13 protein-coding genes are annotated in these 12692 nt (G+C 66.4%); 3 read left to right on the top strand and 10 right to left on the bottom strand.

The window, feature by feature from the left end:
* The first annotated feature begins 212 nt into the window (after positions 1-212).
* Positions 213-425 carry a 30S ribosomal protein S21 gene (gene rpsU, locus HTY51_RS10815; RefSeq protein WP_057675259.1) on the top strand — a complete coding sequence of 71 codons (213 nt, stop codon included), beginning with the start codon at positions 213-215 and terminating at the stop codon, positions 423-425.
* Positions 426-512: 87 nt separating this feature from the next.
* Entirely contained in the window at positions 513-959 is a 447-nt protein-coding gene (locus HTY51_RS10820) for a GatB/YqeY domain-containing protein (RefSeq protein WP_174252752.1), read from the top strand.
* Between the two features lie 4 nt (positions 960-963).
* Here the strand turns inward: HTY51_RS10820 and HTY51_RS10825 are convergent, their stop codons facing one another.
* The 7 genes from HTY51_RS10825 to HTY51_RS10855 form a co-directional block, all read right to left on the bottom strand.
* Entirely contained in the window at positions 964-1767 is an 804-nt protein-coding gene (locus HTY51_RS10825; protein WP_174252753.1) for a GNAT family N-acetyltransferase, read from the bottom strand.
* Positions 1768-1814: 47 nt separating this feature from the next.
* Positions 1815-2420 carry a DUF2971 domain-containing protein gene (locus HTY51_RS10830; protein WP_174252754.1) on the bottom strand — a complete coding sequence of 202 codons (606 nt, stop codon included), beginning with the start codon at positions 2418-2420 and terminating at the stop codon, positions 1815-1817.
* 153 nt (positions 2421-2573) lie between these two features.
* A complete protein-coding gene (locus tag HTY51_RS10835) occupies positions 2574-3470 on the bottom strand; it encodes an EamA family transporter (protein ID WP_174252755.1) in 897 nt (298 codons plus the stop codon).
* Entirely contained in the window at positions 3467-4474 is a 1008-nt protein-coding gene (locus HTY51_RS10840) for an SDR family oxidoreductase (RefSeq protein ID WP_174252756.1), read from the bottom strand. The genes HTY51_RS10835 and HTY51_RS10840 overlap by 4 nt, the downstream gene beginning before the upstream one ends.
* The gene (locus tag HTY51_RS10845) at positions 4471-5394 is read right to left on the bottom strand and encodes a bile acid:sodium symporter family protein (RefSeq protein ID WP_174252757.1); all 924 of its coding nucleotides are present in this window, start codon (positions 5392-5394) and stop codon (positions 4471-4473) included. The genes HTY51_RS10840 and HTY51_RS10845 overlap by 4 nt, the downstream gene beginning before the upstream one ends.
* 25 nt (positions 5395-5419) lie before the next feature.
* Entirely contained in the window at positions 5420-6751 is a 1332-nt protein-coding gene (locus tag HTY51_RS10850; protein ID WP_174252758.1) for an NAD(P)/FAD-dependent oxidoreductase, read from the bottom strand.
* 52 nt (positions 6752-6803) lie between these two features.
* Positions 6804-7637 carry an SDR family oxidoreductase gene (locus HTY51_RS10855; RefSeq protein ID WP_174252759.1) on the bottom strand — a complete coding sequence of 278 codons (834 nt, stop codon included), beginning with the start codon at positions 7635-7637 and terminating at the stop codon, positions 6804-6806.
* Between the two features lie 106 nt (positions 7638-7743).
* Between HTY51_RS10855 and HTY51_RS10860 the strand changes: the two genes are divergently transcribed.
* Positions 7744-8505 carry an IclR family transcriptional regulator gene (locus tag HTY51_RS10860; protein WP_174252760.1) on the top strand — a complete coding sequence of 254 codons (762 nt, stop codon included), beginning with the start codon at positions 7744-7746 and terminating at the stop codon, positions 8503-8505.
* 12 nt (positions 8506-8517) lie between these two features.
* Here the strand turns inward: HTY51_RS10860 and HTY51_RS10865 are convergent, their stop codons facing one another.
* The 3 genes from HTY51_RS10865 to HTY51_RS10875 all read right to left on the bottom strand — a co-directional run bounded on the left by HTY51_RS10865 (position 8518) and on the right by HTY51_RS10875 (position 12664).
* The gene (locus HTY51_RS10865) at positions 8518-10011 is read right to left on the bottom strand and encodes an aldehyde dehydrogenase (NADP(+)) (protein ID WP_174252761.1); all 1494 of its coding nucleotides are present in this window, start codon (positions 10009-10011) and stop codon (positions 8518-8520) included.
* A 285-nt stretch (positions 10012-10296) separates the two neighbouring features.
* Positions 10297-11640 (bottom strand): glucarate dehydratase, encoded by a 1344-nt coding sequence (gene gudD, locus HTY51_RS10870; protein ID WP_174252762.1) that lies wholly within the window; start codon positions 11638-11640, stop codon positions 10297-10299.
* Between the two features lie 70 nt (positions 11641-11710).
* Positions 11711-12664, bottom strand: a complete 954-nt coding sequence (locus tag HTY51_RS10875; protein ID WP_174252763.1) for a tripartite tricarboxylate transporter substrate binding protein — start codon at positions 12662-12664, stop codon at positions 11711-11713.
* Positions 12665-12692 lie beyond the last annotated feature (28 nt).

Here is a 12692-nt window from a genome sequence, read left to right on the forward strand (position 1 = left end):
GCAGGCCGCCGCTGGCGGCCCTGATTGGAGCCCCTGGGCCGGCGCCTCATGCGCCGGTTGCCCGGCTGGCTTAACCCGCTATAATGTTGGACTTTGCTGGCATAGCCCCGCCGGCCAAATACTAGTTACAGGCGGGGCACTTCGCGATTCACGGCGTGCAGGCCCGATCTCCTGCCCACCCTCTGTCCGCACATTTCGGAAACCATGACGTAATGACGACCATCCGTGTTAAAGAAAACGAGCCGTTTGACGTGGCTCTGCGCCGCTTCAAGCGCACCATCGAGAAACTGGGCCTGCTGACCGACCTGCGCGCCCGCGAGTTCTACGAAAAGCCGACGTCCGAGCGCAAGCGCAAGAAGGCTGCCGCCGTCAAGCGCAACTACAAGCGCATCCGCTCGATGCAGCTGCCCAAGAAGCTGTACTGATCGTCCTGGGGTCCCCGACCTCACTGCGCATCAAACAACCCGCGCTCGGGACGCCAGGCGCGGGTTTTGTTTTTTCCGGAGATAGATATGTCCCTCAAAGACCAGATCACTGAAGACATGAAGGCCGCCATGCGCGCCAAGGACAGCGAGCGCCTGGGCACCATCCGCCTGCTGCTGGCCGCCATGAAGCAGAAGGAAGTGGACGAGCGCGTCACGCTGGATGACGCCAACGTCGTCGGCATCATCGACAAGCTGATCAAACAACGCAAGGACTCGGTCGCCGCCTATGTGCAGGCCGCGCGCCAGGACCTGGCCGACAAGGAAAGCGCCGAGATCAAGGTGCTGGAAGCCTATCTGCCCCAACGCCTCTCGGCTGATGAAGTGCTGGCCGAAGTGAAAGCCATCGTGGCCGAACTCGGCGCCAAGGGCCCGGGCGACATGGGCAAGGTCATGGGCGTGGTCAAGACCCGCCTGGCCGGCAAGGCCGAAATGGGCCAGGTCTCGGCCGCCGTGAAGGCCGCGCTGGCCGGCTGAGTTTTCAGGCCCCGGCGCTCTCTGGCACCGGGAAGCGGAAACGCAGCTGCCGGTCGTAGGTCCGGTAACCGAGCCGCCGGTAGATCGGCTCGCCAAAGGGGCTGGCCTGCAGCGTCACCACCCGCGCACCGGCAGCGAAGCCGGCGTTGGTCGCCAGTCGCGTGCACAACTCGCCCAGGCCCGAACGCCGCGCCGCGGCCGCCGTGCCCACCCAGTACACCCCTGCCCCCTCGCCGCTGAGCAGCGTCAGCGCCGTGGACAGCGGCACCCCGTCGCGGTAGGCGACAAAACCCACGATGCGCGGCGACAGAACCTCCTGCGGCCGCCCGAAGAACACCCGTGTTTCCGCCGCTGGCAGCTTGAGCGCCTCGTAGGCCTCGGCGTTGATGGCCACGGCGTCCTGCACATGGCGCAGTTCCGTCATGCGTTCGATGCGGATACCGGCCGGCAGCTCGGGCTCTGCCACAGCTTGATCGATCAGCATGCAGGGGCTATCCGCCAGCGGTGTCATCCCTGCGGTTTGCAGCGCGGCGATCAGGTCCGCATCACGGCTGGCCCGCGCCAGCAGCGTGTAGCCGCGCTTGCGTTGCGCGAAGAAGGCATGCGCCCGCTGCAAGACCTCGGCGGCCGGAACGCCGGCATCGACCCGCACCACGCAGTTGCGGAAAGCCCCGGGAAAGGCATTCGCTCCCGCCATCATCAGCACACCCCCCTCTTCCACACAGGTGCAAGGCTCCTGCCAGCGTGCATGCTCGCGCAGCGCTTGCAGGAGGTTGGCGTCGGCGAGGTCGTCCGGGGATGGGGTCATGACAAGGCAAGCATTACGACGGAAGACTATTCATCTAAACGCTTGCGTTAGATGTTCTTGACATATTGAAGCCAAGCTTGATTGGACACGACCGGAGACTGTGTAATTGGAATGTCAGCGCATCCCTCAATTTCCAGTATTGATGCTTTTGTCGCCTCAAAAAGTGCTGGTGCCATCCACGGGCTAAGGACTATAGATCGAATAACACCCAAATCAATCGGGATAGTCTTATCTCTAACCTCTTCGACTATCGATGTGTAGATGATTCTGTATTCGATTTCATCGCGATATGCCTCTCCTTTAGTGAAAGGCATATCAGCCAATGATGCGTAGGAGGCAAGCAGTTCGGTTGGCGACTTGTAATCGACAAGGCGATGCGTGAATCCATCTTTGGGGACAGCCTCCAGAAGTTTTTCTTTGAAGTAATAGATGCAAACGCCAGCTGATCCCGGAGAAAAAACTTTCCAATGATGATATGTCTCTATCGCTTGCGAGAAGCAAATACCTAGCAACGTATTGAGCTTCCCTCGCTCGGCATAGTGTGCCAAGGTACCTCGATCATTTGTATCGTCCCATGTCATAGGACTGAGCAACGTAATTTCGCGATTGCGCAGCACAGCCAATGTGGAAGGAAGATCGGTGTAGCGCTTCAAAAATGAAGCTTTAACTGAGCGGCGAGACATAGATCACAACGCCTAGAAAATTTAGAGCGCAGAGCCTGCGGAAAATAGAACACCTAATCGGCAAGATTCTAGGTTTCGCCCCTCCATAAGCCTATCCCCCAAACGGGGGATACACCCACAAGCTCAGCGCCGCCACCAGCCCCCGCTCTGGTTCACCAGCATGCCGCAGAGCACGGCCACGGTACCGGCCCACTGCAGGGCGCTGGGCTGTTCGCCCAGCAGGGCCATGGCGGCCACCAGGCCCACCACCGGCACCAGCAGCGAGAAGGGGGTGACACGCCCCGCCGGGTGGCGTTGCAGCAGACGCGTCCACAGGCTGTAGGCCAGCAGCGTGGCCAGCAGGGCCAGGTAGAGCACGGCGAACAGGGCCTTGGCGTCGAAGGCCAGCAGCTGCGCGCTCAACTGCTGCGGGCCGTCCACCCACCAGGACAGCGCGAAGAAAGGAACGATGGGCACCAGGCTGCTCCAGACGATGAAGGGAAAGGGCTCGTAATGCCCCGCCTGCGCCGCCTTGCGCGCCACCAGGTTGGAGACGGCCCACATGAAGGCCGCACCCAGGGTGAGGATGAAACCCGCCAGCGTCATCTGCTGCGCGCCCTCACCGTGGGCGCCGGCGATCATCAGCAGGCCGGCGAAGGAGATGCACAGGCCCAGCCACTGGACCAGCCTTGCGCGCTCCCCCAGCAAGGTCACGGCCATGAGCAGCGTGAAGAAGGCCTGGGTCTGCATGACCACCGAGGCCATACCCGCCGTCATGCCCAGCTTGAGGCCCAGGAACAGGAAACCGAACTGGCCAACGCCCTGCGCCAGCCCGTAGGCGACGACGTATTTCCAGGGCAAGGTGGGCCGCGGCACGAAGAGCAGGAAAGGCAGGGAGGCCGCCGTGAAACGCAGCGCGCCCAGCAGCATGGGGCTGAGCGACAGCAGGCCGATCTTCATCACGACGAAGTTCAGGCCCCAGATGACGACCACGCCCAGGACACGCAGCAAGTCCCCGGCCGAGAGTGCGCGCTGTGTCACGCGGCTTCTCTCCGCGTCACCGGGCGCCCCTGGCGCTCCCGCGCAGCGATGAAGGCGTCCAGCGCCTGGGCGCTGGACTTGCGCGGCACATAACCGAAGCGCTGCTTGAGCGCGGTGTTGAGCAGCACGGGCCGGTAGCGCAGGAAGTCCAGCTGTTCGGGCCCGTAACGGGTCAGGCCCAGCCGCGAGCCGATGGCCAGCGCGGTTATCAGCAGCCAGGCCGGCAGCTCGCGCGTGCGCTTGCCCAGGCGCAGGGCGATCTGCTGGATGGTGAGCGCGCCGTCACCGGCCAGGTTGTAGCAACCGGGTTCGGCGCCTTCCAGGGCATGCAGCATCGCACCCGTCACGTCCTGGTCCCAGATGAAAACGAAGGGGCTGTCGCTGCCGCGCACGGCCAGCAGGCGGGGTTTCTCGAACAACGCCGTGATCTGGTTGTCGACCCGCTCGCCCAGGATGGTGCCGATGCGAAAGACCGTCTGCGCCAGCTGCGGATGTTTCTGCCGCCAGTCGGCCAGCATCTCCTCCACCAGGCGCTTGTGGTGGGCGTAGGCAAAACTCTCGTTGCCGCGCAGCGCATGCAATTCCGTCAGCCAGGGCGCGTTGTCGGCGTGGTAACCGTAGGCCGCGCCGCTGGAGGACACCAGCACATGGGACACGCCCTCGTCCACGCAGGCCTGCAGCACGTTGCGCGTGCCATTCACGTCCACGTCGTATTCGAATTCGCGGTTCGAATCGCGCCCGGGGGTGACGATGGAGGCCAGGTGCACCACGGTGTCGATGGCATGCTCGCGCAGGGTGGCCCGCAGGGCCGGGTCGCGCACGTCCAGCTGGCGGTAGAGCACGCCGGCCTCGCGCCTTTGCATGGGCACCTCGCGCACGTCCAGGGCCAGCACCACGTCGGTTTCGTCGCGTTGTGCCAGGGCGGCGATCACACCCCGCCCCAGGAAACCGTCGGCTCCCGTGACCAGGATGCGCCGCGCGCGCGGCGTGGCGTTCATGGTCATGCGCGCAACTCCTCCGGGGCAGGTACCGGGGCGCGGCGCCCCCACCAGCTGGCCAGGGCCAGGCCGGCGATGATGTCCCAGAAGCCCCAGACGCCAGCCACCACGGCCATGCCACCCAGGCCGCCGAAGAAGCTGAAGATCAGCACCAGGCCCAGGCCGGCGTTGCGGATGCCGACCTCGATGCTCACGGCGCGGCGGTCGTAGTCCTGCAAGCCCGTCACGCGCGCGCAGACGTAACCCGTGCCGAAGGCCAGGGCATCGTGCAGGACCACGGCCAGCAGCACCAGGCCCACGTAGTCGAGGAAAAAGCGCCAGTTGCCCGCGATGGCACCGATGATGAAAGCGATCAGCGCCAGGAAGCTCACGATGCGCACGGTCTTTTTCACGCGCTGCGTGAAATTGGGCAGCTGGTGCGCGCACAGCAGGCCCAGCACGAAGGGCAGGCCGATGATGGCCACGATGTGCCCCACCATCTCGACCGGGTCCAGCGCAATGGTCTTGAGCAGGGCCGAGGCATCCGGATGCAGGCTGCCCCAGAAGGCGAAGTTCAGCGGCATGACCACGATGGCGATGGCGTTGGAGATGGCCGTCATGGACACCGACAGGGCCACGTTGCCGCGCGCGCGGTGCGTGAGGATGTTGCTCACATTGCCCGGCGGGCAGCAGGCCACCAGGATCATGCCCAGCGCGATGCTGGGGCCCACGCCCAGCAGCAGGGTGAGCACGTAGGTGACGGCGGGCAGCACGATGAACTGCGCGGCAATGCCCACGGCCATGGCCCAGGGCATCCTGGCCACGCGCTTGAAGTCGTCCACCCGGGTGTCCAGCGCAATGCCGAACATCAGGAAACCCAACACGGCGTTGAGCACCATGAGCGAGGCGGGGTTGAAGTTCAGGCGTATTTCGTCGACCGGCAGCATGTGTGTCTCCCTGTGATCCGTGTGATCAAGCCAGCGCGGCTGCAGCCTGGCGCACGGCGGCGCGGTAGGTGTCCTTGTGGACGTAGTAGGCCATACGTTCGAGCTTGAGGTATTTGTAGCCGCCCGACATGTCGGGCGCGGGCCCGGTCATCGCGGCCTGCAGGGCACGGGCCTGCGGCTTCTGTTCGTCCAGCGCCTTGAAATAACGCGCCACCAGTTCGGCCTGTTCGTAACGGCCCTGCCAGCCGATGCCGCTGGCCTCGATCATGCCCAGCATCGCCAGGCGCTGGTAACGCGGCGCGAAGATGTTGAGGTAGAGCTGCGGGGCCATACCCTGCCAGTTGAGGTGTTCGCGCGCGATGAAGGGGTAGTGCAGGGTGTAGCCGGTGGCGGCCAGCACCATGTCGTAGTCCTGCTGGGTGCCGTCCTTGAAGTGCACGGTGCGGCCCTCGAAGCGGGCAATGTCGGGCTTGACGTGGATGTCGCCGTGGCCCAGGTGGTGCAGGATCAGCGAGTTCACCACGGGATGCGACTCGTACATCTTGTACTCGGGCTTGGGAAAGCCGAAGCGCGTGGGGTCGCCCGTGAACCACTTGAGCACGGTGCTGTCGACCTTCTGCTTGAGCCAGGCCGGCAGCGGCCGCTTGCCGCCCAGGGTGTCGGCCGGTTTGCCGAACACGTATTTGGGCACGAAGTAATAACCGCGCCGCACCGAGATGTCCACGCTCTGCGCATAGTGCACCGCGTCCACCGCGATATCGCAGCCCGAGTTGCCGGCGCCCACGATGAGCACGCGCTTGCCCGTGAACTGCCGGGCGTGTTTGTAGGCCGAGGTGTGCAGCAGCTCGCCGTCGAACTGCCCTTCGAAGCGCGGCATGTTCGGCTCGGCCAGCGTGCCGTTGGCGATGATCACGCCCTTGTACTCGGCGGTCTCGATGCGGCCCTCACCGGCATCGATGCTGACGCGCCACAGCGTATCGGGGCGCTCGCTGACCGGCTCGACTTTCAACACACGCACACCGAAGCGGTAGTGGCGACGCAGGTCGAAGTGGTCGGCGAAGTCGCTGAAGTAGCGGCACAGCTCGCGGTGGCCGGGGTAGTCGGCCGTACCCTCGGGCATGGGGAATTCGGTGAACTCGGTGGTGCGCTTGCTGGAGATCAGGTGCGCCGACTCGTAGACGGTGGAGCGCGGGTTGTCGATGTTCCACAGGCCGCCCACATCGGAGTAGGCCTCGAAGCCCTGGAAGGGAATGCCGAGCTTTTGCAGGTTGCGTGCGCCCGCCAGGCCGGAGGGGCCGGCGCCGATGAGCGCGATCATCTGCTGGGTGGGAACGGAGGCGGAGGAAGCAACAGGCATGGTCGGAGTGTCTCGTGGTCGTTCTGGGAAATCGCTGGACGCTGCGGCCGGCTCAGGGACCGGGCGGCGGATTCAGGCCGGGGATGGCGGTGGCACCGGCCTCCCCCACCCGCGGCTTGCGCGGCTGGCTGCGCAGCAGGCGGTCATGCCAGCGCGCCGGCAGACAGGACAGCAGGCGCGAGAGCCAGCCGATGCGCCGGGGCAGCACGATGTGCTCGCGCCCGCGCGCCACGCCCGCAAGCAATGCGTGCGCGGCGTCCTCGGGCGACATCAGCCCCGGCATGGCAAAGCGGTTGCCGGCCGTGAGCGCCGTGCGCAGGTAACCGGGGCTGACCGTGTGCACGCTCAGGCCACTGCCACGGCATTCGGCGCGCAGGCTTTCCAAATAACGGATCAGGCCGCCCTTGCTGGCGCAGTAAGCGCCGTTGCCCGGCATACCGCGCCAGCCCGCGATGCTGGCCACGCCGACCAGGGCACAGCGGTGTTTCGGCTGCGCACGCGCGGCCACCACAAAAGGCTGGAAGGTGGTGGCGGGGCCCAGCAGGTTGATCTCCAGCATGCGACGCATCACGGCCAGGTCGCCGGCCTCGGCGGTCTCGTAACCACCGGCCACGCCGGCGTTGGCAATCACCAGGTCCGGCAGGCCGGCGCGCTGTATCCAGTCGGCCGCCAGCGCCTGCATGCCCACGCTGTCGGCCACGTCGGGTGTGTAGATGGCGCAGCGGCCCGGGGCCGAAGCCGCCAGCGCTTCGAGCACCTCACGGTTCATCCCGACCAGCGCCACCTGCGCACCGGCAGCCAGCAGCTCGCGCGCCAGCGCCTGGCCCAGGCCGCCACAGGCACCGGTGATCACGGCATTGCGAAACGGCAGGGAAACGACGGGCATGGAGTCTCTGGTAGCGATGTTCTGGTTTTAAGGCTTGTCTTGGACTGTAAGAGAGTGCGAGAATATTCCGGAATATTTTGTTAAATCGTCTCGAAATCAGAGATTAATGACGGAAAAATCAGCCCCCTCCCCCGGCCTGCGCCTCTTCGACCTGCTGGAAGTGCTGGTGCGCGAAGGCCGCGCGCTGACCCTGGCCGAGGCCGTGGCCACCAGCGGCTGGCCCAAGCCCACGGTGCACCGCATGCTGGCGCAGTTGGAGGCCGGTGAACTGCTGCTGCGCGAGCCCGACGGCCGCCGTTACGCGCTGGCACCGCGCCTGCTGCGCCTGTCCGAGGCGGCCCTGGCCGGCAGCACCCAGCAGGGCGTGCGCCACGCCGTGCTGCGCCAGCTGGTAGCCGACGTGGGCGAGAGCTGCAACTTCACGGCGCTCTCGGGCAGCGAGGTGCTGTACCTGGACCGCATCGAGTCGGCCTTCCCCTTGCAGCTCAACCTGCGGCCGGGCACGCGCGTGCCCATCCACTGCTCGGCCAGCGGCAAGCTGCTGCTGGCCCACCTGCCAGCCGCGCAGCGCAACGCCCTGCTCGACGGCCTGCCGCTGGAGCGCCATACCGCCACCACGCTGACCACCCGGGAGGCGCTCGATGCCGAGTTCAAGCGCATCCGCAAGGACGACTATTCGGTGGATGCCGAGGAGTTCGTGGAAGGCCTGGTCTGCGTTGCCGTGCCGGTGCGCGGCCCGGACGGGCAAGGCGCGCGCTGCGCCGTGGCGCTGCAGGCCCCGGTGGCCCGCATGTCGCTGGCGCAGGCGATCGAGAAGTTGCCGCGTCTGCAGGAGGCCGCCCAGGCCCTGGCGCGGACCTGGGGCTAAACCTGGGCTAAATCAGAGCGGCCGTCCCTGGCGCGCCAGCAGCCAGGCCGGCGCGTCTTGCAGCGAGACCGGGCGCAGGAAACGCAGCAGTGCCGCATCACCGACCGAGGTGCTCTCGGGCCGGGTGCTGCTGGGCCAGGGGCCACCGTGCTGCTGGGCCGCCGTGACGGCCACACCCGTGGGCACACCGGCAAACAGCACCCGGCCGGCGATGGCCATGGCACCGCGCACGAGCGCCTGCACCTCCGCGCTCTCGGTTTGCGCGCCCCAGACGGTGACGGTCAGCGAGCCGCCCACGGCCTGCAGCACCTGCAGGGCCTGGGCCACGCTGGCCGCACGCACGATGAGGCTGCCGGGGCCAAAGACTTCTTCACGCAGGGCCAGCTTGGCGATGAAAGCATCGGCACTCACCTGCGCCAGCACCGGGCGCGGCGGCTGGCCCGCAGCGGCGACCTCGTGCACGACGAAGTCAGCACCCGCCTCACCCCAATGGGCCACGCCCGCATCGAAGTTCTTGCGCATGCCCTGGGTGAGCATGGCGTGCGGGTTCTGGCCGGCCAGGGCCAGTCCCAACTGCTGCACGAAGGCGTCGTTCACAGCTTTCGCATCGGCCGGCCCGGCGTCGAGCAGCACGATGACACCGGGGTTGGTGCAGAACTGACCACAGCCCAGGGTGATGGAGCCGGCCAGCGTGGTGGCCAGCTCGGCACCCTTGGCCTTCAACTCGGCCGGCAAGGCGATCACGGGGTTGATGGAACCCAGCTCGCCATAGAAGGGAATCGGGCGCGGGCGCGCCGCCGCTTCGGCCGCCAATGCAGCGCCGCCGCGCGTGGAGCCCGTGAAGGCCGCGGCCGCGATGGCCGGGTGGCGAACCAGCTGCACGCCCACGTCATTGCTCGCACCCTGCACCAGTCCCACGAGACCGGCCGGCAGACCCTGCGCGGCCAGCACCTGGCGGATCATGGCGTGGGTCTGCAAGGAGAGTTGCGGGTGGCCCGGGTGCGCCTTGATCACCACGGAACAACCGGCAGCCAGGGCCGAGGCCGTGTCACCGCCCAGCACCGAGAAGGCGAAGGGGAAGTTGCTCGCCGCGTACATGGCCACGGGGCCCAGCGGGACAACCCAGCGCTGCATGGCGGGATGGCCCGCGGGGGGGACGCCGGCCACGGCGGGATCGTCCGTGTATTCAAAGGGTACGCCGCGTTCGCTGATGTCGGCAAAACGGCGCAGCTGGAAGGCCGTGCGGTCGAGTTCGCCGTTGAGGCGCACCGGGCCCAGCGCGGTTTCCTGGTCGGCCAGGGGCACCAGCGATTCGCGCGCGGCTTCCAGGCCGGCGGCCAGGGCACGCAAGAGCGTGGCGCGCTGCGCGCCGCTGCTGGCCTGCCAGAGCGGGAAGGCCGCGGCGGCGGCCATGCAGGTCGCATCGATGTCAGCCGGGGTCGATGCTGTCAGGGCGCTCAGCACCTCACCCGTACGTGCGTTGTAGGAAGAGAAAGATGTGCTCATAGGTCAACTCATAAGGGTCTGTTCGCACTCATTTCTCAAGTGCGAACGGGGTAAAAACGGCGCCAATCTAGGCGCGCGACGACGCCCAGGCTCTCCGCCTGGGCGAGGAGTGCAACAACGAGTGGCGCCGTTTTCACCCCGTTCCCTTCGGGTTGTGGCCAAAAAAGCCATGCGGGGTGTTGCGCGGACTTGCCGGGGGATGACCCCGGCGGCGTCCACGCGCCTACCGCATGACTTTTTTGATCCACAACGCATCTTGAGAAATGAGTGCGAACAGACCCTCAATCAGCGCACCATGCAGGGACGCTTGTTGTCGAACTTCCAGCCGGGGATCAGGTACTGCATGGCCGTGGCGTCGTCGCGCGATCCCAGGCCGTACTGCAGATAGAGCTGGTGCGCCTTTTCCACCTCGCCCATGTCGAGCTCGACACCCAGGCCCGGTTTCTTCGGCACCTGCACGTGACCACCAACTATCTGCAGCGGCTCCTTGGTGAGGCGCTGGCCGTCCTGCCAGATCCAGTGCGTGTCGATGGCCGTGACCTTGCCGGGTGCGGCGGCCGCCACATGGGTGAACATGGCCAGCGAGACGTCGAAATGGTTGTTGGAATGTGAGCCCCAGGTCAGACCCCAGTCACGGCAGGTCTGCGCCACGCGCACCGAGCCGGCCATGGTCCAGAAATGCGGGTCGGCCAGCGGGATGTCCACGCTCTGCAGCGAGAGCGCGTGCGTGAGCTGGCGCCAGTCGGTGGCCACCATGTTCGTCGCTGTGGGCAGGCCGGTGGCACGGCGGAACTCGGCCATGACTTCACGGCCTGAAAAGCCGTCTTCGGCACCGCAGGGGTCTTCGGCGTAGGCCACCACACCGCGCATGCGCTGGCCCAGGCGGATCGCGTCCTTGAGCAGCCAGCCGCCGTTGGGGTCCAGCGTGACGCGGGCCTGCGGGAAACGCTTATGCAGCGCGGTCACGGCGTCGACTTCTTCGTCGCCGCGCATCACACCGCCCTTGAGCTTGAAGTCGTTGAAGCCGTACTTCTCGCGCGCGGCTTCGGCCAGGCGCACCACGGCCTCGGGTGTCATGGCCTCTTCGTGGCGCAGGCGGAACCAGCCATCGGCTGTTTCGGGCTCGCTCGCCGAATCGACATACGGCAGATCGGTCTTCCTGCGGTCACCGACGAAAAAGAGGTAACCCAGCATCTCCACCGCCTCACGCTGCTGGCCTTCGCCGAGCAGCGCCGCCACGGGCACTTCCAGGTGCTGGCCCAGCAGGTCCAGCAGGGCCGATTCGACGGCCGTCACGGCATGGATGGTGGTGCGCAGGTCAAAGGTCTGCAGGCCGCGGCCGCCGGCATCACGGTCGGCAAACTTCTGCTGCACCTGCTGCAGCACACGCTGATGAGCGCCGATGGGCTGGCCCACCACGAGTGCGCGTGCGTCTTCCAGGGTCTGGCGGATCTTCTCGCCACCCGGCACCTCACCCACACCGGTGTGGCCAGCGCTGTCGCGCAGGATCAGCAGGTTGCGCGTAAAAAACGGTGCATGCGCACCGCTGAGGTTGAGCAGCATGCCGTCACGGCCCGCGACGGGGATGACGCGCAGTTCGGTGACGAGGGGAGTCGAGACGTTGGGCATGGGCAACAGCGTAAAACGAAAAACAACCCGCCCCTGACCATGGTCGTCAGGAGCGGGCACCGGGCCGGGCTCAGTTGGCCGTGATCTTGCGGCTCGAGATCAGGTTCTTCCAGCGGGCGAATTCGGCTGCCTGGAAGGCGGTGAACTGCGCGGGTGTGTTGGCCACGATCTCGAAACCGAGGTCCAGCAGCTTGGGCTTGACGGCAGGGTCGTTCAGGGCGGCCACGATGGCCGCGTGCAACCTGGCCTTGAGGTCGGCCGGCAGACCCTTGGGCGCGGCGATGGCCTGCCAGGAGTAGACGTTGGCTTCCTTGATGCCGAGTTCTTCCAGCGTGGGCACGCCGGGCAGCAGGGGCGAGCGCTGGGCACTGGTGATGGACAGGGCGCGCAGCTTGCCGGCCAAGATCTGCGGCATGGCGGTGTTGATGTTCATGAAGGAGGAATCCACCTGCCCGCCCAGCAGATCGGTCATGACCGGGCCTCCGCCACGGTAAGGCACGTGCACACCGCTGGTACCGGTCTGCTGCCAGTACAGCTCGGCCGTCAGGTGGTCACTGCTGCCGTTACCCGAGGAGGCGAAAGTCATCTTGCCGGGGTTGGCCTTCTGGTAGGCGATCACGTCCGCCATGGTCTTGTGCGGCGAAGCGGCCGGCACTACCAGCACATTGGGGGCCTGCACGGCGACCGTGATGTAGTCGAAATCGGTGAGCGCGTTGTAGGGCACGCTGGCCAGCAGGTGCGGGGCGATCACGAAGGGTCCCAGCGAGGACACGAAAAGCATGTGGCCATCGGGGGCCGCGCGCGTGACGATGCCGGCGCCGATGGTGCCGGTCGCGCCGGCCTTGTTGTCGACGATGAAGCTGCCGCCCAGTTTCTCCTGCAGCTTGGGTGCCAGGGTGCGGGCGATCAGGTCGGTCGAGCCGCCCGGCGGGAAGGGCACGAGCAGGGTGACGGGTTTGTCGGGCCAGGCCCAGGCACTGCAGGCCGCGGCTGCAAGGGTCAATGCGGTCAGGAATTTTTTCATGGTTGTCTCCTTCGTGGTGATGGGTCGG

Source organism: Rhodoferax sp. BAB1 (genome assembly GCF_013334205.1).
GTDB lineage: Bacteria > Pseudomonadota > Gammaproteobacteria > Burkholderiales > Burkholderiaceae_C > Hylemonella.